Source organism: Caballeronia insecticola (assembly GCF_000402035.1).
Lineage (GTDB): Bacteria > Pseudomonadota > Gammaproteobacteria > Burkholderiales > Burkholderiaceae > Caballeronia > Caballeronia insecticola.
On record NC_021287.1, the window covers coordinates 2557361 to 2580621 of the forward strand.

At 64.0% G+C, this 23261-nt stretch carries 21 protein-coding genes; 12 read left to right on the forward strand and 9 right to left on the reverse strand.

Annotation, left to right across the window (positions count from 1 at the left end):
• Positions 1-21 precede the first annotated feature (21 nt).
• The 3 genes from BRPE64_RS11790 to BRPE64_RS11800 all read right to left on the reverse strand — a co-directional run bounded on the left by BRPE64_RS11790 (position 22) and on the right by BRPE64_RS11800 (position 4014).
• The gene (locus BRPE64_RS11790; protein ID WP_044042171.1) at positions 22-1821 is read right to left on the reverse strand and encodes a M61 family metallopeptidase; all 1800 of its coding nucleotides are present in this window, start codon (positions 1819-1821) and stop codon (positions 22-24) included.
• 214 nt (positions 1822-2035) lie between these two features.
• Entirely contained in the window at positions 2036-2767 is a 732-nt protein-coding gene (locus BRPE64_RS11795) for a DsbC family protein (RefSeq protein ID WP_016346354.1), read from the reverse strand.
• A gap of 74 nt (positions 2768-2841) precedes the next feature.
• Positions 2842-4014, reverse strand: a complete 1173-nt coding sequence (locus tag BRPE64_RS11800; protein ID WP_016346355.1) for a UbiH/UbiF family hydroxylase — start codon at positions 4012-4014, stop codon at positions 2842-2844.
• 248 nt (positions 4015-4262) lie between these two features.
• Here BRPE64_RS11800 and ychF point away from each other — a divergent pair, with 248 nt between their 5' ends.
• The 4 genes from ychF to BRPE64_RS11820 all read left to right on the forward strand — a co-directional run bounded on the left by ychF (position 4263) and on the right by BRPE64_RS11820 (position 8906).
• A complete protein-coding gene (ychF, locus tag BRPE64_RS11805; RefSeq protein ID WP_044042172.1) occupies positions 4263-5357 on the forward strand; it encodes a redox-regulated ATPase YchF in 1095 nt (364 codons plus the stop codon).
• Between the two features lie 178 nt (positions 5358-5535).
• Positions 5536-5805, forward strand: a complete 270-nt coding sequence (locus tag BRPE64_RS11810; RefSeq protein ID WP_016346359.1) for a DUF3761 domain-containing protein — start codon at positions 5536-5538, stop codon at positions 5803-5805.
• A 144-nt stretch (positions 5806-5949) separates the two neighbouring features.
• Complete coding sequence (gene ettA / locus BRPE64_RS11815; protein WP_044042174.1) at positions 5950-7617, forward strand: energy-dependent translational throttle protein EttA; 1668 nt, start codon at positions 5950-5952, stop codon at positions 7615-7617.
• Positions 7618-7778: 161 nt separating this feature from the next.
• Positions 7779-8906 (forward strand): DUF748 domain-containing protein, encoded by a 1128-nt coding sequence (locus BRPE64_RS11820; RefSeq protein ID WP_016346362.1) that lies wholly within the window; start codon positions 7779-7781, stop codon positions 8904-8906.
• An 18-nt stretch (positions 8907-8924) separates the two neighbouring features.
• Here the strand turns inward: BRPE64_RS11820 and BRPE64_RS11825 are convergent, their stop codons facing one another.
• The 4 genes from BRPE64_RS11825 to BRPE64_RS11840 form a co-directional block, all read right to left on the reverse strand.
• Positions 8925-9548, reverse strand: coding sequence for an HAD family hydrolase (locus BRPE64_RS11825; protein ID WP_016346363.1), 624 nt, complete (start codon positions 9546-9548; stop codon positions 8925-8927).
• On the reverse strand, positions 9545-10096 hold the full coding sequence (locus BRPE64_RS11830; protein ID WP_044041601.1) for a cysteine hydrolase family protein: 552 nt from the start codon (positions 10094-10096) through the stop codon (positions 9545-9547). The genes BRPE64_RS11825 and BRPE64_RS11830 overlap by 4 nt, the downstream gene beginning before the upstream one ends.
• A 12-nt stretch (positions 10097-10108) precedes the next feature.
• Complete coding sequence (locus BRPE64_RS11835) at positions 10109-11938, reverse strand: aminopeptidase P family protein (RefSeq protein ID WP_016346365.1); 1830 nt, start codon at positions 11936-11938, stop codon at positions 10109-10111.
• Between the two features lie 111 nt (positions 11939-12049).
• On the reverse strand, positions 12050-12322 hold the full coding sequence (locus tag BRPE64_RS11840; RefSeq protein ID WP_016346366.1) for a hypothetical protein: 273 nt from the start codon (positions 12320-12322) through the stop codon (positions 12050-12052).
• Positions 12323-12683: 361 nt separating this feature from the next.
• Here BRPE64_RS11840 and hemA point away from each other — a divergent pair, with 361 nt between their 5' ends.
• From hemA to BRPE64_RS11870, 6 genes are all read left to right on the forward strand, one after another.
• The gene (gene hemA, locus BRPE64_RS11845) at positions 12684-13988 is read left to right on the forward strand and encodes a glutamyl-tRNA reductase (protein ID WP_016346368.1); all 1305 of its coding nucleotides are present in this window, start codon (positions 12684-12686) and stop codon (positions 13986-13988) included.
• A gap of 96 nt (positions 13989-14084) precedes the next feature.
• Positions 14085-15167 (forward strand): peptide chain release factor 1, encoded by a 1083-nt coding sequence (gene prfA / locus BRPE64_RS11850; protein ID WP_016346369.1) that lies wholly within the window; start codon positions 14085-14087, stop codon positions 15165-15167.
• Positions 15164-16000, forward strand: coding sequence for a peptide chain release factor N(5)-glutamine methyltransferase (gene prmC / locus BRPE64_RS11855; protein WP_016346370.1), 837 nt, complete (start codon positions 15164-15166; stop codon positions 15998-16000). Before prfA ends, prmC begins: the two co-directional genes overlap by 4 nt.
• Positions 16001-16086: 86 nt before the next feature.
• Complete coding sequence (grxD, locus tag BRPE64_RS11860) at positions 16087-16398, forward strand: Grx4 family monothiol glutaredoxin (RefSeq protein WP_016346371.1); 312 nt, start codon at positions 16087-16089, stop codon at positions 16396-16398.
• A gap of 11 nt (positions 16399-16409) precedes the next feature.
• Positions 16410-17018, forward strand: coding sequence for a UbiX family flavin prenyltransferase (locus BRPE64_RS11865; RefSeq protein WP_016346372.1), 609 nt, complete (start codon positions 16410-16412; stop codon positions 17016-17018).
• 108 nt (positions 17019-17126) lie between these two features.
• Positions 17127-17912 carry a DODA-type extradiol aromatic ring-opening family dioxygenase gene (locus BRPE64_RS11870; protein WP_016346373.1) on the forward strand — a complete coding sequence of 262 codons (786 nt, stop codon included), beginning with the start codon at positions 17127-17129 and terminating at the stop codon, positions 17910-17912.
• A 63-nt stretch (positions 17913-17975) separates the two neighbouring features.
• Here the strand turns inward: BRPE64_RS11870 and BRPE64_RS11875 are convergent, their stop codons facing one another.
• On the reverse strand, positions 17976-19568 hold the full coding sequence (locus BRPE64_RS11875; RefSeq protein ID WP_144063349.1) for an APC family permease: 1593 nt from the start codon (positions 19566-19568) through the stop codon (positions 17976-17978).
• A gap of 460 nt (positions 19569-20028) precedes the next feature.
• Here BRPE64_RS11875 and BRPE64_RS11880 point away from each other — a divergent pair, with 460 nt between their 5' ends.
• On the forward strand, positions 20029-20232 hold the full coding sequence (locus tag BRPE64_RS11880) for a cold-shock protein (protein ID WP_016346375.1): 204 nt from the start codon (positions 20029-20031) through the stop codon (positions 20230-20232).
• Positions 20233-20317: 85 nt separating this feature from the next.
• Here the strand turns inward: BRPE64_RS11880 and BRPE64_RS11885 are convergent, their stop codons facing one another.
• The gene (locus BRPE64_RS11885) at positions 20318-21568 is read right to left on the reverse strand and encodes an Hsp70 family protein (RefSeq protein WP_016346376.1); all 1251 of its coding nucleotides are present in this window, start codon (positions 21566-21568) and stop codon (positions 20318-20320) included.
• A 187-nt stretch (positions 21569-21755) separates the two neighbouring features.
• Between BRPE64_RS11885 and BRPE64_RS11890 the strand changes: the two genes are divergently transcribed.
• Positions 21756-23243 (forward strand): MFS transporter, encoded by a 1488-nt coding sequence (locus tag BRPE64_RS11890; RefSeq protein WP_016346377.1) that lies wholly within the window; start codon positions 21756-21758, stop codon positions 23241-23243.
• The last annotated feature ends 18 nt before the right edge of the window (positions 23244-23261 follow it).

Sequence of the window (23261 nt, forward strand, 5' to 3'; positions counted from 1 at the left end):
ATCCGCCGCGTCTGCCCGGAATCAGCCTTTCAGCCAGCGTTCACGCCATTGTTTCGACGGGCCGCGTCCGTCGATGGCCGTCAGCAGATAGCGCGAGACCTCCGGTGCGTCGAGCTTCAGCTCCGTGCGACGCAGTTCGTCGCGGCGGAATGCGTGCACTTCCACCTTCGCGCCCGGCAAATAACGCGACAACAGGTTGTCGAGATTCGAGCCGGTGACGCGCATGCCGTCGATGGCGACGAGCACGTCGCCCGCCGACAATCCCGCTTTCTGCGCCGCGCTGCCGTCATGCACGACCGCGAGCGTGCAATCCGCGCCGCCGCGCACGCGGGCGCCGAGCGACGGTTTGACCGACGCGCCGTTGACCGGCAAATCGGGCGCGAGCGCAATGCCGAACGGCTCGAACAGCGCATCGAGCGGCAGATCGCGCGTGCCGCGCACGCCGTCGCGGAACAGCGCGCGCAGATCAGCGCCGGTCGCTTCGGCGAAAAGCGCCTCGACGGCGTCTTCCAGCACGCCGCGCGGCTTGCCGTAGTAGAAGTCGCGGCCGTAGCGCTGCCACAGGAGGCGCATCACGTCATCGAGCGATTTGCGGTTGTCGGTTTGCGCGCGAATCGACAGGTCGAACGCAAGCGCCACGAGCGAGCCCTTCTGGTAATAGCTGACGATCGCGTTCGGCGCGTTCTCGTCGGCGCGGTAGTACTTCACCCAGGCGTCGAACGAGCTTTGCGCGACGGTTTGCTTCAGCCGACCGCTGCCGCGCAGCACGCCGCCGATCGTCTTGCCGAGCAGACTGAAGTAATCGCCCGTGCCGATGAGCCCGCTTCTCACGAGCATCAGGTCGTCGTAATAGGACGTGAAGCCCTCGAAGAGCCACAGCAACGTCGTGTAATTTTCCTGCGACAGGTCGTACGGCGCGAACGCCGCCGGCTTGATGCGCTTCACGTTCCACGTATGGAAGTACTCGTGGCTGCACAGCCCGAGATACGTGCGATAGCCTTCGGTCGTTTCCGGGCGTCCCTGCACCGGCAGATCCGTGCGATTGCAGATCAGCGCCGTCGATGCGCGATGTTCGAGCCCGCCGTATCCATCGCTGACGGCAACCGTCATGAACACATAGCGATCGACCGGCGCTTTCTTCGTGCGCGGCTCGAACAGCGCGATCTGCGCTTCGCATACGCGCTTCAGGTCCGCGGCCAGCCGGTTCATGTCGAGATTGACGACACGTCCCGAGATCACGATGTCGTGCTTCACGCCGTGCGCGGTGAAACTGCCGAGCGCGAACTCGCCGAGCGTGACGGGATGATCGACGAGTTCGTCGTAATTTGCCGCCTCGTACGTGCCGAAACCGTAGCGCTTCGTGCCGCGCGCTTCGGCGAGCGCGGTCGCGACGCGCCAGTTGCGATACGCCCCGCCTTGCGGCGGCTCGATCTCGACGATGCACGGCGCGCCCGACTGCCCTTCCACGGCGAGAAACGTGCTCGTGCCGTTGAAGAAGCCGACGGTGTCGTCGAGATGCGCGGCGCGCACGGACATGTCCCACGCGTAGACCTCGTAGCGCAGCGTGATCGGCCCGTCGACGGGCGCGGCCTGCCACGCGTGCTTGTCGGTCTTTTCGATGGCCACCTTGCGGCCCGCCGCGTTGAACGCCTGCAACGTCACGATATTGCGCGCGAACTCGCGGATCATGTAGCTGCCCGGAATCCACACCGGCAGCATGAAGCGCTGCCCGGCGGGATCGGGAACGGCCACGGTGAGCGTCACTTCGAAGAGATGCGCGGCGGGATTTTTCGGGACGATGCTATAGCGTACGGGCTGCATCGGTTGAACGAGTTCAGTCATCGCGATGTCCTTTTTCTTGTTCCGGGCACAAACTGGCGCGCCCGGGTTCTGGCTTGTGTTGTCTTGTTACTCGGCGCATTGCTTGGCGCATTACTTGGCGCTTTACTTGGCACACCACGCGGCGCTTTCGCAAAAACGGCGCGGCAAAAACGCGAGAGGCGCATGGCGCGCCTCCCCCTTTTTCGCTCCGCGCTCAGTGCGCGGCGGACAATTCCTTTTCCAGCCGGTCGGCGGGTATGGCGCCCGGCAGACGCCGGCCATCGGCGAGGAACACGGTCGGCGTGCCGGTGACGTTCATCGAACGGCCGAGCTTTAAATTTTTGTCGATGGCGGTCGTGTCGCAATTGGCGGCGGTGGTCGGCGCCTTGTGATCGAGCATCCAGCCTTCCCACGACATACCGCGATCTTTCGCGCACCAGATCGATTTCGACTTGACCGTCGAATCCGGCGAGAGCACCGGATACAGGAAGGTGTAGACGGTCACGTTGTCGATGGACTTGAGCGTCGATTCGAGTTGCTTGCAGTACGGACAGTTCGGATCGGAGAACACGGCGATCTTGCGGCTGCCGTTGCCCTTCACGACCTTCACCGCGTTTTCGAGCGGCAGCTTCGCGAAGTCGATCTTGTTGGTTTCCGCGAGCCGCGCTTCGGTGAGATTCTTGCTGCTGCGCGTATCGACGAGATCGCCGATCAGCACGTAATTGCCGGTCGCGTCGCTGTAGACGATCTGCGAGCCGAGATTCACTTCGTAGAGGCCGGGAACCGGCGTCTTCTCGATGCTCTTGATGGTGGCGTCGCCCATGCGCGCTTCGAGCGCCGACTTGATCTTGTCGGTAGTCTGGTCGGCCTGGGCCGAACAGCCGAGGCCGAGCGTGACAGCAAGTGCGGCGGCCGTCGTGAGGGCGAAACGATAGATGGTTTTCATGCGGGTTCCTGTGAGTCGCCTTGGGCGTTGCGCGTCACGCGCCTGTGGAATGTCGATGATGTCGATGAGCGGCTTCAGCCGAGCGCCGCCGAAACCAGCCAGCGCTTGACGAGCGGCTGCGCGCCGACGAACGCCATGCCGGTATTGCGAACCGCGCGCGCGAGCGTGCCCGGCACGGAAAACAGCCGCTGCAAACCGTCGGTGGCGAACATGAGCTTCTGGATATCTTCGCGGCGCGCGCGTTCGTAGCGTCGCAGCAGGATCGGGTCGCCGAGATCGCGGAACGATTCCTTGTTGGCGATGACATCCGCGAGCGCGGCGACATCGCGCAGCCCGAGGTTCATGCCCTGCCCCGCGAGCGGATGAATCAGATGCGCGGCATCGCCGACGAGCGCGACGCGCGGCGCAACCAGCTTGTCGACCGTCTGCAGCCCGAGCGGAAAGCCTTGCGCGGGCGTGACGCAATCGAGCGTGCCGAGCATGTTCTGCGTCGCCGTTTCGACTTGCGCGGCGAGCTGGGCCGGATCGAGTGCGACCAGTTCATCCGCATGCTCGGTGCGCGCGGACCAGACGAGCGATACATGATCGCCCGGCAGCGGCAGCAGCGCGATGATCTCGCTGTCGCGGAACCATTGGTAAGCCGTTTCGCCGTGCGGCCGCTGAGTCTTGAAATTGGCGACGATGCCCGTTTGCCGGTAATCGCGGCGCGTCATCTTCGCGCCCATTTGCGCGCGCACCCACGAATGCGCACCGTCGGCGCCGACGATCAGATCGGTTTCGAGCATTTCGCCGCTGGCGAGCGCGACGTGCGCCGCGTCCGCTTCGACCGTCATGCCTTGCGCGCGCGATTCGAACCACGAGAGACTCGGCTGAAAGCGCAGCGCGGTATCGAGCGATTGCTCGATCAGCGACGACTCCACAATCCAAGCAAGCTGCGGCACCGACGCCTGAAACGCCGAGAAGTGCAGTTCGGCATGAGCGTCGCCGAAGACGCGCATGTCGAATACCGGCCCGAGACGCGCGCGATCGAGCGCCTGCCAGACACGCAGCCGTTCGAGCAGCGTTTGCGAACTCGACGACAGCGCGTAGATGCGCGAATCGAACGCAGCGCCCGGCGGCAGTCCGGCAGCACGCGATGCGATGAGCGCGGTACGCAGACCGGATTGTGCGAACGCGAGCGCCGCCGTCTTGCCGACGAGCCCGCCGCCGACGACGACAGCGTGGAATTTCAGTGGGTGCGAAGTCATCCGGCCATTATAGCCGCGGGGTTCGGCGCGGTTCTCGGCCGGCGCACGGCGCGGACGGCGAGCATTCGGGTGCGCGGGGGCGGCGTTACAATAGCGGTTTGCCCGGCCGCACGACGCGGCCGCAGCCGTGGCGCGCCGATTCGCTGATTTGGCCGCGCATCGGCTCGTCGGGCTCGTTGCGCGCCGTTCGCGCACCATTTTGTCGAAACCTGCGCGGCCCGCGCCGTCTCACCAGTTCGAAGGATTCCATGAGCCTCCAATGCGGCATCGTCGGCTTGCCCAACGTCGGCAAGTCCACACTTTTCAATGCGTTGACCAAGGCGGGCATTGCCGCCGAGAACTATCCGTTCTGCACCATCGAGCCGAACGTCGGCGTGGTCGAAGTGCCGGACGCGCGTCTGCAGGCGCTCGCCGAGATCGTCAAACCCGAGCGCATCCTGCCGGCCGTGGTCGAGTTCGTCGATATCGCCGGGTTGGTCGCGGGCGCGTCGAAGGGTGAAGGCCTCGGCAATCAGTTCCTCGCCAACATCCGCGAAACGGACGCGATCACGCACGTCGTGCGCTGTTTCGAGGACGAAAACGTGATCCACGTCGCGGGCAAGATCGACCCGATCGCGGATATCGAAGTCATCAACACCGAACTCGCGCTCGCCGATCTGGCGACGGTCGAAAAGGCGTTCACGCGTTATTCGAAGGCCGCGAAATCGGGCAACGATAAAGAAGCGGCGAAGCTCGTCGCCGTGCTCGAAAAGGTACGCGTGCAGCTCGATCAGGCGAAGCCGGTGCGTGGTCTCTCGCTGACCGAAGAAGAGCAGCTCGTCATCAAGCCGCTTTGCCTGATTACGTCGAAGCCGACCATGTACGTCGCGAACGTGAAGGACGACGGCTTCGAGAACAACCCGTATCTCGATCTGGTGCGCAAGCACGCGGAAGCCGAGAACGCGCCGGTGGTCGCGGTGTGCGCGGCGATCGAAGCGGAAATCGCCGATCTCGACGACGCCGACAAGCTGGACTTTCTCGCCGACATGGGCATGGACGAGCCCGGTCTGAATCGCGTGATTCGCGCGGGATTCAAGCTGCTCGGCCTGCAGACTTACTTCACGGCGGGCGTGAAGGAAGTGCGCGCGTGGACGATTCATATCGGCGATACGGCGCCTCAGGCGGCCGGCGCGATCCACACGGACTTCGAGCGCGGCTTCATCCGCGCGCAGACCATTTCGTTCGATGACTTCATCGCGTACAAGGGTGAGCAAGGCGCGAAGGAAGCCGGGAAGATGCGGGCCGAAGGGAAGGAATATGTCGTGCATGACGGAGATGTGATGAACTTCTTGTTCAACGTGTAAGCGTCACGCACGATCAGAGCAGGTCGCGTTAAAAGCGGAGTGCCCGATAAAGGGCCTCCGCTTTTTTCATGAGCGGACGATACCGCGCGGCGACGCACGATCAATAACAAAGAGAGAAAACAGGAAGATGCAGAGACACACGCCAATGAGCGTGCGGCGCACGTTCGCGGTCACGGCCATGATCGCGGCGAGCGTCGTGTGGACATCCAGCGCCCTCGCCTACCACGGCAATCAATACCAATACCAGCCCCACCCCGACGAATCCGACCTCGACACCCACGGCCATTACACCAACCACGACGGCAACATCGTCCATTCGCCCGCGCACACGCGCTCGGGCTCGGTCCCCGCGGGCGCGACCGCCCAATGCCGCGACGGCTCCTACAGCTTCAGCCAGCATCACAGCGGTACGTGCTCGCGGCACGGCGGCGTCGCAAGCTGGCAGTGACGGAGCGCACCGCGAAGTACAATGCCAGTTGATCCCGCCCGCGCCGCCTGGCGCGGCCTCGGGAAGGCGCGCCGGATCGCGCCGGCAAATCTCATCGGACGCCGCGCGTTCGCACCCTTCATCACCCAATCAGTCACGGACAACATGGCCCAATACGTCTTTACCATGAACCGCGTCGGCAAGATCGTCCCGCCGAAGCGCCAGATCCTGAAAGACATCTCTCTCTCGTTCTTCCCCGGCGCGAAGATCGGCCTGCTCGGCCTGAACGGTTCCGGCAAATCCACGCTGATCCGCATCATGGCCGGCGTCGACAAAGACATCGAAGGCGAAGCCACGCCGATGCCGAACCTGAACATCGGCTACCTGCCGCAGGAACCGCAGCTCGATCCGCAGCAGACCGTGCGGCAGGCCGTCGAGGAAGGTCTCGGCGATGTCTTCCAGGCGCAAAAGAAGCTCGACGAAATTTACGCCGCCTACGCCGAACCCGACGCCGACTTCGACAAGCTCGCCGCCGAACAGGCGAAGTACGAAGCCATCCTCGCGACGAGCGATGGCGGCAGTCCCGAGCAACAGCTCGAAGTCGCCGCCGACGCGCTGCGCCTGCCCGCGTGGGACGCGAAGATCGAACATCTGTCGGGCGGCGAAAAACGCCGCGTCGCGCTCTGCAAGCTGCTGCTGCAAAAACCCGACATGCTCCTGCTCGACGAACCGACCAACCACCTCGACGCCGAATCGGTCGAATGGCTCGAACAGTTCCTGACGCGCTATCCGGGCACGGTCGTCGCCGTGACCCACGATCGCTACTTCCTCGATAACGCCGCCGAGTGGATTCTCGAACTCGACCGCGGCCACGGCATTCCGTGGAAGGGCAATTACTCCAGCTGGCTCGACCAGAAGGAAGATCGCCTGAAGCAGGAAGAAGCGACCGAATCCGCGCGCCAGAAGGCCATCAAGAAAGAGCTCGAATGGGTGCGCCAGAATCCGAAGGGACGTCAGGCGAAATCGAAGGCGCGTATCGCGCGTTTCGAGGAACTCAACAGCCAGGAATATCAGAAGCGCAACGAGACGCAGGAAATCTTCATTCCGGTGGGTGATCGTCTCGGCAATGAAGTCATCGAGTTCAAGAACGTCAGCAAGGCATATGGCGACCGTCTGCTCATCGACGATCTCAGCATGAAGATTCCGGCGGGCGCGATCGTCGGCATCATCGGGCCGAACGGCGCGGGTAAATCGACGCTCTTCCGCATGCTGACCGGCAAGGAGCAGCCGGATTCGGGTGAGATCGTCAAGGGACCGACCGTCAATCTCGCCTATGTCGATCAGAGCCGCGACGCGCTCGCCGCCGACAAAACCGTGTTCGAGGAAATCTCCGGCGGCGCCGATGTGCTCACGGTCGGCAAGTATGAAACGCCGTCGCGGGCGTATATCGGCCGCTTCAACTTCAAGGGCAGCGATCAGCAAAAGCTCGTCGGCAATCTGTCGGGCGGCGAGCGCGGGCGTCTGCATCTGGCGAAGACGCTCATCGCGGGCGGCAACGTGCTGCTGCTCGACGAACCGTCGAACGATCTCGACGTCGAAACGCTGCGCGCGCTCGAAGACGCGCTGCTCGAATTCGCCGGCTCGGTCATGGTGATTTCGCACGATCGCTGGTTCCTCGACCGGATCGCGACGCACATCATCGCGTTCGAAGGCGACTCGCACGTCGAGTTCTTCGACGGCAACTATCAGGAATACGAGGCCGACAAGCGCAAGCGTCTCGGTGAAGAAGCAGCGAAACCGAAGCGTCTGCGCTACAAGCCGATCACGCGTTGATTCGCGGAAAACGTCTGACGAAACATCGCGCGCCTGTGCGGCTATGCGGGCGCGCGCACCGACATCAGGCATGAAAGTGGCGACTGTGTAACACGCAGTCGCCACTTCGTTTTTGGCGGCATCCACATGACGCCAAGGGCTCGCACGGGAGACACACGCAGATGGCGGGATCGAGCGCGCGACGGGGAGCGCTTTGGGCAATCGGCATCGTCGTGGCGCTCGTCGTCGTGGCGATCGGCGGGTGGCTGTTCGTCGTGCATCAGATGAAGGAGCGGATCATCGAGACGCTCGGGCCGAACGGTTCCGTCGAGGAAATCGACGTCGGATTCGGTCAGGTCACGCTCTCGCGCGTGCGCCTGCGCGGCCCAAAAGACTGGCCTACCGGCGACGCAATGCGCGCCGAGCGCATCGTCATGGACGTCGACATGCGCTCGCTCGTCGGGCGGCCGATTCATCTGCGCAGCGTGAGCGTCGACAACTACTATCTGTCGATCGTCCGTTCGGCCGATGGCCGCGTGCGCATCCTGCCCGGCCTCAAGGAAACCGCGCGCGAAGCCGATGCAAAGCCCGGCACGTCCACCGCCGACGAGCACGCGCGCGAAGAGAAGCTGATCGATCGCGTGTCGTTCGAACGCGGCTCGATGGAGTTCTTCGACGGCTCCGTGCAGAACCCGCCGTATCGCGTGCTGATCGGCGATGCGCGCGCGACCGTCGATCACCTTCATCTGCCCGCGCTGAACGAGCGCACCGACCTTTCGATGGCCGGCTCGATCAAAGGCCCGTCGCACACCGGCAACGTGACGTGGAACGGCTGGATGATCATCGCGAACAAGGATTCGCAGACGCGCGTGACGCTGCGCAGTGTCGATGTGCAGACGCTCGATCCGTATTTGCTGAAGAAAGCCGGCGCGAAGGCGGCGGTGACGGGCGGCATCATCGATCTGAGCATCGATGCAGCCGTGAAGAACTACCGCATTCACGCGCCCGGCACGCTCACGCTGAATCACCTGCAGATCAGCGAAACGGGCAACCCGCTCGATACCTTTCTCTCGATTCCGACCAAGGCTGCGATCGCCGCGCTGAAGGATCGCAAGGATCAGATCACGCTCGATTTCGTCCTCGACGGCGATCTGCGCGATCCGAAGTTTTCGCTGAGCGAGAGCCTTACGAAGAAGCTCGCGACCGGCTTCGCGAAGGCGCTCGGCGTGAGCGCGGAAGGCGTTGCGCGCGGCGCGGGCGATACGGTGCGGGGAATCGGCAACGCGCTGAAGAATCTGCTGGGACAGTAGCGCGCGGCCGTCGGGTGTTCAGATAGGCAAGTTCAGCGCGCGCAACTGGCTTTCTGCTTCCGTCGCGCTCGTGTAATGCACGCCGTGCCAGCCGAGCGCGGTCGCGGCTTGTGCGTTCTTCAGGTTGTCGTCGATGAAGACGAGTTCGTTCGGCCGAATGCCCGGCAACTGCTTGTCGATTTCCGCGTGCATCAACGCGAAGATCTGCGGATCCGGTTTGATGAGGCCGACGCGCCCCGACACAACAATCTCCCGAAACTTGCGCAGCACGTCGAAGCGCTCCCACGCGTACGGAAAAGTTTCCGCCGACCAGTTCGTCAGGCCGAAAAGCGGCACGCCCGCGGCGTCCAGTTGGTCCACCAGCGCGACGCCTTCGTCCAGCACGCCCTGCACCATCTCGGGCCAGCGCGCGTAGAAGGCGCGAATCAGCGCTTCGTGCGCGGGATACAGCGCGATCAGTTCGGCGGTGCCTTCTTCGATGCTCTGCCCGCCGTCCTGCTGCACGACCCATTCCATCTTGCAGACGTTGTCGAGAAACCAGCGGCGCTCGGTTTCGTCGGGAATCAGTTGCCGATAGAGATAGTCGCGGTTCCAGTCGATCAGCACGCCGCCGAAGTCGAACACGACTGCCTTGATGGTCATGCGAACTCCGTTTGCAATATGTCGTTGAGCGCGAGCACTTTCACGCCTTTGCCGGTCATCGACGAATGCGACCAGACGAAGTTCTGATGCTCGACGATCTTCTCGGCGGCGAGGTGAGGTTTGTCCGCGGTCGTGTGAATGTCCGACGCGATGATCGTGCGCAAGCCAAGCAGCTCGGCGCGCCTTGCCGTGGCGTTGACGCAGAATTCCGTGGCGTAGCCGCACAGCACCACGCACTCGATTCCCCGCTCGCGAAGACGGTCCGCTAGCGCCGTCTCGTGAAACGCATCGCCGACGGTTTTATGCACGGCTTCGTCGCTTGCGTGACGATCGAGCGACGCGGGCAATTGCCAGCCGTCGCTGCCGCGCGCAAGCGGTCCGTTCGCGTCGCTCTCGTGCTGGACGATGAATACCGGCGCGTCCGCACGCCGCGCCGCTGCCGTGAGCCGGTTGATTCCGTCGATGACCTCGGCGGCGCGATACGCGGGTTTCGCGCCGCCGAAGAACATCTGCTGCACGTCGATCACGATCACAGCCGTCTGAGTCATAAACGTCTCGCTTTAAATCGCCTGGGTCCGCGCCTCGAGCCACGCCAGCGCCTTGCCCGACACATGCGGCGACACGCGCCGCCGCACCGTTTCGTGATACGCGTTCAGCCACGCGCGCTCGTCCTCGCGCAGCAGCGACAACTCGATGCAGCGCGTATCGATCGGGCACAGCGTCAGCGTCTCGAATTCGAGGAAATCGCCGAATTCGGTTTTGCCCGCGGCCTGATTCATCACGAGATTTTCGATTCGGATGCCCCACTTGCCCGGCCGGTAGATGCCCGGCTCGATCGACGTGATCATGCCCTCTTCCATCGCCGTCCACGGCTCGGCGGGCGCGTAGTGCGAGATCACCTGCGGGCCTTCGTGCACGTTCAGGAAGTAGCCGACGCCGTGGCCCGTGCCGTGACCGTAGTCCGCGCCCGCTTCCCAGATCGGCGCGCGCGCGATCGAATCGAGCATCGGCGAGCGGATGCCGCGCGGAAAACGCGCGCGCGACAGCGCCATCGTGCCTTTCAGCACGATCGTGAAATCGCGCCGATGCTCCGCCGTGATCTCGCCGATGGGCACAACGCGCGTGATGTCCGTCGTACCGCTCAGATATTGACCGCCCGAATCGATCAGCAAGAGCCCGTTGCCTTCGATCACCGCATGCGACGCCTCGGTCGCGCGGTAATGCGGCATCGCGCCGTTGGCGTTGAAGCCCGCAATCGTGCCGAAGGACAGCGTGACGAAGCCCGGCCGGCGTGCGCGCGCGGCAGTCAGCTTTTCGTCGATGGTCAGCTCCGTGATGCGTTCGCGCCCGAGCGCCTCTTCGAACCACGCGAAGAATTCGGCGAGCGCCGCGCCGTCCTGCTCCATCGTTGCGCGGATGTGCTCGGCCTCGGCGGCGGTCTTGCGCGACTTCGCGAAGGTCGACGGATTCACCGCCTCGACCACCTTCACCGTCGACGGCACGCGCTCCAGCAAACCGTGCGTGATGCGGCGCGGGTCGATCAGCAACGTGGCGCCCGAGGCCAGCGACGCGAGCGCGCGCGGCGCGTCGGCGTAAGGCGCGATCCGCACGCCGTCGCGCGCGAGCGATTCGGCCAGCGCCGCCGGAACCTTGCCGTCGCCGACGAAGACAACGGCGTCATCCAGCCCGATCAGCGCATGCGCGACGAAAACCGGGTTGTAGGTCACGTCGGCGCCGCGCAGATTGAAGATCCACGCGAGATCGTCGAGCGTGGAGACGAAGTGCCACTGCGCGCCCTTCGCGCGCATCGTTTCGCGCACTTTTGCGAGCTTGTCCGCGCGCGCGACGCTTGCATGCGGCGCGGCGTGTTCGTAGACGGGCGCGTCCGGCAGCCCGGGCCGCGCGGGCCACACGCCGTCCAGCACGTCGAGATCCGTGCGCAGGACGATGCCGCGCGCCGTGAGCGCATCGGACAACGCGCGCGCCGCCGCAACGCCTAGCACGCTGCCATCGACCGCGACGACTGCGCCCGACGGCACGTTTTCCGCGAGCCAGTCGATGTGCGGCGCCGTCAGCTGGCCGCCCGTCATCTTCATGAGCACGATGCCGGTGCCGGCGAGTTGCGCTTCGGCCTGCGTCCAGTAGCGGCTGTCGACCCAGACGCCCGCGAAATCCGCCGTGACGACGAGCGTGCCGACCGAGCCGGTGAAGCCCGAGAGCCACTGACGCCCTTGCCAGCGCTCCGGCAAATATTCGGACAGATGCGGATCGGCGGACGGAATGAGCACGGCAGCGAGGTTTTCGCGCGCCATCTGGCCGCGCAGCGACTCGATGCGACGGGCGAAGGTGGCGGGCTCGGGCGTACCCGGATTGGCGATGCGATCGTTCATGGAGTCACCTGCTTGAAAGCCCGCGTGGGGCATGTAATGCACTTAATGCACGTGGAGCACGAGTTGCACGGCGGACGGCGAGGATCACCCGCCGTCCGCCAGGAAAAAAGCCTAGCGGCGCGCCGCCAGTGCGACCGTCGTCGTCACGACGAGGAGCGCGAACAGCGCGCACGCGAGCCATTCGAGCGTATCGCCGTCGTGATACACGTCGATGATATTGCCGACCATGCGCGCGACGATCGTCGCCAGTATGCCAGCCGCGATCGCCGTCCAGATGCGCCCCGCCGGGCCACGGCCGACGCGTCCCGCGCGCCGCAGCGGATGCAGCCACCAGCTCGACGCGCCGATCACGGCGCCCAGAAAAATCAGTCCGGTCCAGCCCATCAGCGGCTGTGCTCCGTCGGGTTCGAGGGTCCGGAAAGTACCGCGCTCGGGAAAAGTGGCATGCTGAGTCCGGCTCGACAGCGAAAAAGGTAAGCGGATGAGTTTAGGGGCCGGATTTGGCGATGGCAAGATCGCGCGTTTTCGAGGCGGCGTACCAAAAGTGACGGACCCGGTGTGGCGATCCGCCGCGACCGAGATTGCCGGCCGAACGGCAGCTTTCCCCATGCCAGGCAAGGCTCGACGGTGCGAAAGCCGTAGTCCGCCCCCAAATAGCACCTATAAATGAAGAAATACGCGAAACGCTATAATATTGGGCTATCTGAAAGGCCATCGGCTTAGACCGAACGCATCGTCCAAAACAATGCAGCTCCTCACGATCGGAATCAACCACCACACTGCGCCTGTCGCCCTGCGCGAACGCGTGGCGTTTCCGCTCGAACAGCTCAAGCCCGCGCTGGGCGCATTGAAGGACCTGTGGCTCGGGCCGCTCGCGAAAGTCTCGCCGGAAGCGGCGATCCTCTCGACCTGCAACCGCACTGAACTGTACTGCGCCACGGACGACAACGCCGCCCGCGAAGCCGCTATTCAGTGGCTGTCGAAGTATCACGGCATCGCCGTTCCCGAGCTTGCGCCGCACGTGTATGCGCTGCCGCAGTCGGAAGCCGTGCGGCACGCGTTCCGCGTCGCATCGGGGCTCGACTCGATGGTCCTTGGTGAAACGCAAATCGTTGGACAAATGAAAGATGCGGTGCGTACCGCGTCCGAAGCCGGCGCGCTCGGCACTTATCTGAATCAGTTGTTCCAGCGCACGTTCGCTGTTGCGAAGGAAGTGCGCACGACCACCGAAATCGGCGCGCAGTCGGTGTCGATGGCCGCCGCCGCCGTGCGCCTCGCGCAGCGCATCTTCGAGAATATTTCCGGCCAGCGCGTGCTGTTTATCGGCGCGGGCGAAATGATCGAACTCTGCGCCACGCATTTCGCCGCGCAGAATCCGCGTGAACTGGTCGTCGCGAATCGCACGGCCGAGCGCGGCGAAAAGCTCGCCGGTCGCTTCAACGGCCGCGCAATTCCGCTGTCCGAACTGCCCGCGCGCATGCACGAGTTCGACATCATCGTGTCGTGCACGGCGTCCACCCTGCCGATCATCGGTCTCGGTGCGGTCGAACGCGCGGTGCGGGCGCGCCGCCATCGGCCCATTTTCATGGTCGATCTCGCCGTGCCGCGCGACATCGAGCCGGAAGTCGGCAATCTGCACGACGTATTCCTCTATACCGTCGACGATCTCGGCGCGATCGTCCGCGAAGGCAACGCGTCGCGTCAGGCGGCCGTCGCGCAGGCGGAAGCCATCATCGAGACGCGCGTGCAGAACTTCATGCAGTGGCTGGATGCGCGCAGCATCGTGCCGGTGATCCGTCACATGCATACGCAAGCGGACGCGCTGCGCCGCGCCGAACTCGACCGCGCCCGCAAGATGCTCCTGCGTGGCGACGATCCCGCCGCCGTGCTCGAAGCGCTCTCGCAGTCGCTCACCAACAAGCTGATCCACGGTCCCACGCACGCGCTCAACCGCGCGAGCAGCGAGGAGCGCAGCCAGCTCATCGACCTGATGAGCGGCTTCTACCGCCACGGCTCGTCGTCCGATCCGTCGAATTCGTCGGACCGTTAGCGGCCTTCCTTTTGCTATTCTCAAATGCTCCGCGCCCCGCGCGGAAGCTTCCCCGATTTCAGTAATTCCTGGCGCTCGCCGCGCCATTTCCGCCCGATGAAAACGAGCATGCAAAGCAAGCTCGACCAGCTTGCAAGAAGGCAGGTCGATCTCAACGAACTGTTGAGCCGCGAGGACGTGACGTCCGATATGGACCAATACCGCAAGCTCACGCGCGAGCACGCGGAAATCAGTCCGATCGTCGAGCAATACGTGCTCTGGCGTCAGGCGCTCGCCGACGAAGCCACCGCGCAGGAACTGCTGTCCGATCCGTCGATGCGCGATTTCGCCGAAGAGGAAATCGGCGAGGCACGCGAGCGCATGGCGAAGATCGAAAGCGACTTGCAGACGATGCTGCTGCCGAAGGACCCGAACGACGAGCGCAACATCTTCATCGAAATCCGCGCGGGCACGGGCGGCGACGAATCGGCGCTGTTCGCGGGCGATCTGCTGCGCATGTATCTGCGTTATGCGGAGCGCAACCGCTGGACCGCCGAGACCATGTCGGAAAGCGTGTCGGATCTGGGCGGCTACAAGGAAGTGATCGTGCGCATCGCGGGGCAAGGCGCGTTCTCGCGGCTCAAGTTCGAATCGGGCGGACATCGCGTGCAGCGCGTGCCGGCGACCGAAACGCAGGGGCGCATCCACACGTCCGCGTGCACGGTCGCGGTGATGCCGGAAGCCGATGAAATCAGCGAAGTCGTGATCAATCCGGCGGATTTGCGTATCGACACGTTCCGCGCGTCGGGCGCGGGCGGCCAGCACATCAACAAGACGGATTCGGCGGTGCGCGTCACGCACATGCCGACGGGCATCGTCGTCGAATGTCAGGACGACCGCTCGCAGCACAAGAACAAGGACCGCGCGCTCAAGGTGCTCGCCGCGCGCATCAAGGACAAGCAGTATCACGAGCAGCACGCGAAGGAAGCGGCGACGCGCAAGAGCCTGATCGGTTCGGGCGACCGCTCCGAGCGCATCCGCACGTACAACTTTCCGCAGGGGCGCATGACGGATCACCGCATCAACCTGACGTTGTACAAGCTCGAATACATCATGGACGGCGATATCGACGAGCTTATCGGCGCGCTCGTGTCCGAGCATCAGGCCGAGCAGCTCGCCGCGCTCGGGGAAGCGGAGTGAGCACTGCGGCCGAATTGCTGCGGGCGTCCGGACTGCCGCCGCTCGAAGCGCGCATTCTGTTGATGCACGTGCTCGGCTGGCGGCGCACGGAGTTGATCACGCGCGATCACGAGGCGCTCGATGCCGATTGCGTCGCGCGTTTCGAAGCGCTCGCCGCGCGGCGCACGGCGGGCGAACCGATCGCGCAACTGACCGGCAAGCGCGAATTCTTCGGCCTGGATTTCGCCGTCACGCCGGACGTGCTGATTCCGCGTCCGGAAACCGAATTGCTCGTGGAACTGACGCTCGACGCCATCGCCGGGACGCCGGGCGCACGCGTGCTCGACCTCGGCACAGGAACCGGCGCGATCGCGGTGTCGATCGCGCATGCGCGGCCCGATGCGCGCGTGTGGGCCGTCGATCGTTCGCCGGCGGCACTCGACGTCGCGCGCGGCAATGCGCAGACCTTGCTCGCCCCTGAGCGCACCGGCGGCCCGATCACGCTGGTGGAAAGCGACTGGACCGCGAACATCGACCCGTCGCTGCGGTTCGAGGCAATCGTCAGCAATCCGCCGTATATCGCGAGCGACGACCCTCATCTCGATCAGGGCGATCTGCGCTTCGAGCCGCGCGGCGCGCTCACCGACGATGCCGACGGCCTCTCGGCCATCCGCGCGATCATCGAGACCGCGCCGTTTCTGCTCGCGAGCGGCGGCGCGCTATGGATCGAGCACGGCTACGATCAGTCGGACGCGGTACGCCGGCTGCTCGCGGCGCGCGGCTTCAGCGATGTCCGCTCGATGCGCGATCTCGCCGGCATCGAACGCTGCTCCGGCGGACGCTTCACGGCCTGAACGACCGGGCGTGGTCAGCCCGTCGAAGGGAAATCCGCTATCATTTCAATCATTAGTCCCCTCCGACATACACGCGCAGGAACGCCATGGATACGCAAGAACGCATCAAGCAAATCGTCGCCTCGAACCCCGTCGTCCTTTTCATGAAGGGCACGGCGCAATTCCCGATGTGCGGCTTCTCGGGCCGCGCGATCCAGGTGCTCAAGGCCTGCGGCGTCGATCAGATCACGACCGTCAACGTGCTCGAAGACGACGGCATCCGTCAGGGCATCAAGGAATTCTCCAACTGGCCGACCATTCCGCAGCTTTACGTGAACGGCGAGTTCATCGGCGGTTCGGACATCATGATGGAGATGTATCAATCGGGTGAGCTGCAACAGCTCTTCGCCGCCGCTTAAGTTTCCTTTCCGTGACCACGCCCGCTGGCGCCAGGCGACGGCTCATCGTCGCGATGACCGGAGCAACGGGCGCCATCTACGGCGTGCGTCTGCTCGAGACGCTGCGCCGGCTGGGCGGCGTCGAGACGCATCTGCTTGTCTCCAGCGCCGGCTGGCTCAATATTCAGCACGAACTCGATCTCGACCGCGCCACCGTGCACGCGTTGGCGGACGTCGTCCATAGCGTGCGCGACGTCGGCGCGAGCATCGCTTCGGGCTCCTTTTCGACCGACGGCATGATCGTCGCGCCCTGTTCCATGCGCACGCTTGCGAGCGTCGCGCACGGTCTCTCCGACAATCTCATCACCCGCGCCGCCGACGTCGTGCTCAAAGAGCGCCGCCGCCTCGTGCTGCTTGTGCGCGAAACGCCGTTCAACCTCGCGCATCTGCGCAATATGACGGCCGTCACTGAGATGGGTGGCGTGATCTTTCCGCCACTGCCGGCGTTCTATCACAAGCCCGCGACCATCGACGAAATGGTCGATCACACGGTCGCGCGCGTAATCGATCTGTTTGGTTTGGCGCTGCCGGTCGCGTCCGCGTGGCAGGGCTTGCGCAGCGAAAGTGACCAAAGCAGCTAAGCGCGGCAATTAGCAACAACGACGACACAATTCGTTGCCGATGCAGCCGTTTATCAACGCGCGTCGCGGCCCTACATTGATGGCAACTCCCACAGGAATATTGCCGCCATGAGCCGACTGCCTACCGTTTTCATTTCCCACGGCGCGCCGACGCTGCCTATCGATCCGTCGATGCCGTCCGCCGAATTCGCGACGCTTGCGCAGACGCTGCCGCGTCCTCGCGCCATTCTGATGCTGTCGGCCCACTGGGGCACCGCGCAGCCGGTTGCGAGCATCGCCGAACGGCCGGAGACGATCCACGATTTCTACGGATTCCCGCGCGCGCTCTACGAGCTGCGTTATCCCGCCCCGGGTGCGCCCGATCTGGCACGACGCGCCGCCGCCTCGCTCGTCTCCCAAGGCATCGCCGCCGCGACGACGGAGCACGGCCTCGATCACGGCGCGTGGGTGCCGCTGCTGCTGATGTTTCCGGACGCCGACGTGCCAGTCGCGCAGCTTTCCATCCAGCCGCGCCTCGACGCCGCGCATCATTACCGGATCGGACGGGCATTACGGGATTTGCGAGATGACGGCGTAATGATCGTCGGTTCGGGGCAGATCACGCACAATCTGCGCATGGCGGACTTTAGCGCCCGCCCGGAAGACGCCGATCCCCGCGTGAACGAGTTCACCGACTGGTTCGAGCAACGCCTGACCGAACGCGATATCGACGCCCTCCTCGACTATCGGACGCGCGCGCCGCATGCCGCGCTGATGCATCCGACCGACGAGCATCTGCTGCCTGTTTTCAGCGCGCTCGGCGCGGCGGCGGACGACTATCGGCTCGGCATTCAGTCGCTCGGCACGTTCCAGCGCGCGCTCGCGATGACGAACTACGTTTTCGCCGACGCATAACGAAAAAGCCCGCCTGATCGCTCAGGCGGGCTTTCCAGCGGGTTCTTTCAGCGCACGCGACGCTCAGGCGCCGACTTCGTGAAGAATGTCGTCGGTGCTTTCGCGTTCGTCGAGATATTTGGTGCGATAGCCCGTGTGCACGCCCCAGTAGTAGAAAATCAGCGCGAGTATCGCGACGGCTGCCATGTCCCAGCCGTACGGCAACGTTCCGTTACCGCCGAAGTCCTTGCTGCCGATCAGCGACATCACCGCCATAGTCGGCAAATAGGCGACCAGCCACCACGCCGCCTTCAGATCGCGGCCCCAGCCGGTGAAGCCCGTCTTGCGCTGGAAGTAAAAGTACACGGGCAGCGCGACGACCATCAGCAGAATGATTTCGCCCGTCAGCGGCCACTTCGCCCACAACAGCACCAGCGACGCGCACACGAACGCGAACGGCGCGATCACGCCCATCATCGGCAATTTGAGCGGGCGGTCCAGGTCCGTCGCCGCGCGGCGCAGCGCCATCAGGCTGACGGGACCGGTGAGGTAGGAAATGACGGTCGCGACCGAAATCACCGCCGCGAGCGAACTCCAGCCGCGGAAAAAGAACAGGAAGATGAACGCGACGAGCAGGTTGAACCACATCGCCTGACGCGGCACGCCGTAGAACGGATGCACGTTGCCGAACATTTTCGGCATCGTGCCGTTGCGCTCCATCGCGTAGATCATGCGCGTGGTCGTTGCCATGTAGGTCGTGCCGGTGCCGCTCGGGCTGACGAACGCATCGATGTAAAGCAGAATCGCGAGCCAGTTCAGGTTGAGCGCGAGCGCCAGTTCCGCGAACGGCGACGCGAAGTTGAAGTGCGACCAGCCCTTGGCCACGTCGGCGGGATTCACCGCGCCGATATACGCGATCTGCAGCAGCACGTAGATCACGAGCGCCAGCAGAATCGAGCCGATCACCGCGAACGGCACGCTGCGCGCCGGATTACGCGCCTCGCCGGCCAGATTCACCGGGCTCTGGAAGCCGTTGAAGCTGAACACGATGCCGCTCGTCGCCACGGCCGTGAGCACCGCAGGCCATCCGTACGGCGCGAACGCCGACGTCGTGCCGAAGTTCTCGGCGTGAAAGCCGGTGAAGATGAGACCGGCGATGGTCGCGCCCGGAATCAGGAACTTGAAGATCGTGATCGCGGAATTGGCGCGCGCGAACACCTTCACGCCCCAGTAGTTCAGCATGAAGTAGACGATCACGAGCAGCGCCGAGAGCACGAGGCCCGTCGGCGTCAGCGATTCGTTGACGAAGAGCGCATGCGCCCAGTCATACGGCCAGGTGCTCATGTACTGGATCGACGCTTCCGCTTCGATCGGAATGACGGACACGATCGCAATCCAGTTCGCCCACGCGCTGATGAAGCCGACGAGCGCGCCGTGCGAATAGCGCGCATAGCGCACCATGCCGCCGGATTCGGGGAACATCGCGCCGAGTTCGGCATAGGTCAGCGCGATCGCCAGAATGACGACAGCACCGATCACCCACGCGACGATCGCCGCCGGCCCCGCGATCTTGGCGGCCTTCCACGCCCCGAAGAGCCAGCCTGAACCGATGATGGACCCGAGCCCGGTCAGCAACAACGCCATCGGGCCGATATTTCTCTGTATCGAACTTTTCAACTTCTTCTCCAGTGTCTCGCGCCGCGCGCGCCTCGCGTGCGGCCAACCCTGCCGCGGTCGCGATCGGTTGCGAAAAACGTTCCCGCTGGTCCGAGCCGAGACGGCAATTGGCGCAACCGCCAAATTCGGCGGGTAGTTTACCGGTTGCACCTTTCGATTGCAGTGTCCACTGCTGCGAAATTCGCGTTTTTTTGACTTTTCATGCGCAAATTTGAAATGAAAATGTAAGATTTCTGGGCGATTTTTGCTTATCTTAAAAAAATCCCTTCAGAGTTGTCGGATATTATTTGACCGGGAAATCGTTTCGCCGTATAAACCTTCTTGCAGGATTTCAAGTGGCGAGTGAATTGGTCTTTCGTAGTTCGCCATCACGGTACTCCGGTTGGTCCCATTGCCCCTTCCTTGATTTTCCGCGCCTCGGGCCTCGGCCTTATTCATCAATTTTTTTGGAACAAGTAACATGGAAACCGGTACCGTCAAGTGGTTCAATGACGCAAAGGGCTTTGGCTTCATCACTCCGGATGGCGGCGGCGAAGATCTGTTCGCGCACTTCTCGGAAATCCGCATCGAAGGCTTCAAGACGCTTCAGGAAAACCAAAAGGTTACCTATGAAGTGAAGACGGGCCCGAAGGGCAAGCAAGCCGCGAACATCAAGCCGGCCTAAGGTCCGCTCGAATTCGTATGAAAAAACCCCGCTTCGGCGGGGTTTTTTGTTTTCAGGCGTCGGCGGATGCGGCGTTCGGACGAATCTAGACGAACACGCGCTGCGCGTAGATGCCGAGGCCCTTCGCCACGCTGGCGAGACGGTCGCCGAAAACCGGGCGCGCGGCCGGAAATGCCGCCGACAAGGCTTCCGACAGAAACCGCAGCCCCGTCGTGCCGCCGGTGAAATAGACGGCGCCCACGTCCGTCTCCGCCACGCCCGCGCGCTTGATCGTCTCGCGCGCCGCCTCGACGATGCGCCGCGTCTCTTCCGCGCCCGCGTCGATCAGTTGCGCTTCGTCGAAGGCCACGCGCAGCGCTTCTTCCACCTCTTCCATGTCGATTTCGGTCGTGCCGCCCGCCGAAACGTCGATCTTTGCTTCTTCCGCGTGCGCCGTGAGCGCGTGGCCGAGCCGGCGATCGACGACGCGCATCAGCCGGTCGTGATGACGCACTTCCGGATAAAGATGGCGCATCAGTTGCAGTTCGCTCACGCGCTTGGGCGTGTAGACGGTGTTGATCAGATGCCACGTCGCGAGGTCGAAATAGACGCGGCTCGGCACTTCGCGGCCCTGCGGATCGAGCGACTGATAGCCGAGTTCGCGCAGCACGGTCGCGAGCTCGACGCGGCGGTCGAAATCCGTCCCCGCCACGTGCACGCCGTGATGCGCGAGCACGTCGCCCTTGCGATCGAGATGCCGCGCGCGCTCGGGACCCACACGCACGAGTGAAAAGTCCGACGTACCGCCGCCGATATCCGCGACCAGCACGAGGCCCTCTTCGCTCAGCGACGCCTCGTAGTCGAAGGCCGCGGCGATCGGTTCGTACTGAAAGTGGATCTCGCGCAGTCCGATCGCGTGCGCGCACGCTTCGAGCTGCTTTTGCGCCATGCGATCGGCGCGCGGATCGTCGTCGACGAAAAACACGGGGCGGCCGAGCACCGCGCGCGTGAGCGGCTCGGGCGCGATCGCCTGCGCCTTCTGTTTCAGATGCTGCAGAAAGAGCGTGATGACGTCGGTGTATTTGATCGCGGAGCCGTCGCCGAGATCAGTGGTGGTGTCCGCGAGCGCCGAGCCGAGAATGCTCTTCATCGAACGCATAAGACGGCCGTCGAAGCCGTCGATATACGCCTCCAGAGCCGCGCGGCCGTAGGACTGGTTATTCTCGTCGGTGTTGAAGAAGACCGCGGTGGGCAGCGTGGTCGCGTCGCCTTCGACGGGCGCCAGCCGGATCGACAGGCCATCGGGCAGGGCGACAGCAGAATTCGACGTGCCGAAATCGATCGCGCAAAAATTCATGGTGCAGGGGCGGCGCCGTGGAACAGGCCGCATTCGGACATGGACGGCGTTTTTAACACGTTCAGAAGCCCACATCAACCGCGCTTCCGCTATTTTTAAACCGCCGGGTTCATGCGACAAAAGCGGAACGCAACTTGCTCTCCGAGTAGGCAATTTTTGCCACCCTTTAAGGCGTATCCGCCCCCGTATGAGCGAAACCGTCACGTCATCAGCGCGCCGTTCGGGCGACCCGGCCAGCGGCCACTCCGGCATCATCGAAACCGATCTGCCCGGACGGCTCGACCGTCTGCCGTGGGGACGTTTTCACACGCTGATCGTGGCGGCGCTCGGCGTCACCTGGCTGCTCGACGGGCTCGAGGTCACGCTCGCGGGCGCGGTCGCGAGCGCGCTCAAGACGAGCGCGGTGCTGCAGTTTTCCAACGCCGATGTCGGGATCGCGGGCAGCGCGTATATCGCGGGCGCCGTGCTCGGCGCGCTCGGCTTCGGCTGGCTCACCGACAGGCTCGGGCGTCGCAAGCTGTTTTTCATCACGCTTTTTCTTTATGTGGCAGCGACCGCCGCGACGGCGTTTTCGTGGAATCTCGCGAGCTTCGTACTGTTCCGCTTTCTCACGGGCGCGGGCATCGGCGGGGAATACACGGCGATCAACTCGACGATCCAGGAGTTCACGCCCGCCCGCCTGCGCGGCTGGACCGATCTCGCGATCAACGGCACGTTCTGGATCGGCGCGGGGATCGGCGCGGCGGGCTCGCTCGTGCTGCTCGATCCCGGCCTGCTTCCGCCGGACTGGGGCTGGCGCGCCTGCTTTCTGATCGGCGCGGTGCTCGGACTCAGCATTCTCTTCATGCGGATGTGGGTGCCGGAGAGCCCGCGCTGGCTCATCACGCACGACCGCGCGGACGAAGCGAAGGAAGTGGTCGAAGAGATCGAGGCGCACTTTCGTCAGCATGGCGTCGAGATTCCCGATACGCCCATCAAGCCGCTGCGTCTGCATGCGCGCGGGCACACGCCGCTGCGCGAGGTCGTGCATTCGCTGTTCAAGGCGCACCGCAGCCGCTCGCTCGTCGGGCTCGTGCTGATGACGGCGCAGGCGTTCTTCTATAACGCGATCTTCTTCACCTACGCGCTCGTGCTGACGGACTTCTATCACGTGCCCGGCGATCACATCGGCTGGTATGTGTTGCCGTTCGCGGCAGGCAATTTCTTAGGTCCGGTGCTGCTCGGCAAACTTTTCGACGTGCTCGGCCGGCGCCGCATGATCGCGTTCACTTATGCGATGTCAGGTGTGCTGCTGACCATCAGCGGCTGGATGTTCATGCAGGGCATGCTCACCGTGACGACGCAAACCATCGCGTGGATGGTGATTTTCTTCTTCGCGTCGGCGGCGGCGAGTTCGGCTTATCTGACCGTCAGCGAAACTTTCCCGCTCGAAATCCGCGCGCTCGCAATCGCCGTGTTCTACGCGTTCGGCACGGCGCTCGGCGGCATCATCGGGCCGACGCTTTTCGGGCATCTGATCGACACCCACGAACGCGGCGCCGTCTTCGTGGGCTATCTGATCGGCTCGGTGCTGATGATCGCGGCAGCGGTCGTCGCGGGCATCTGGGGCGTCGCGGCCGAGCGCAAATCGCTCGAAGATGTCGCCCGTCCGCTGTCGGCCGCGGACGAGGACTGAGGAAGACCGAGCGAGCGC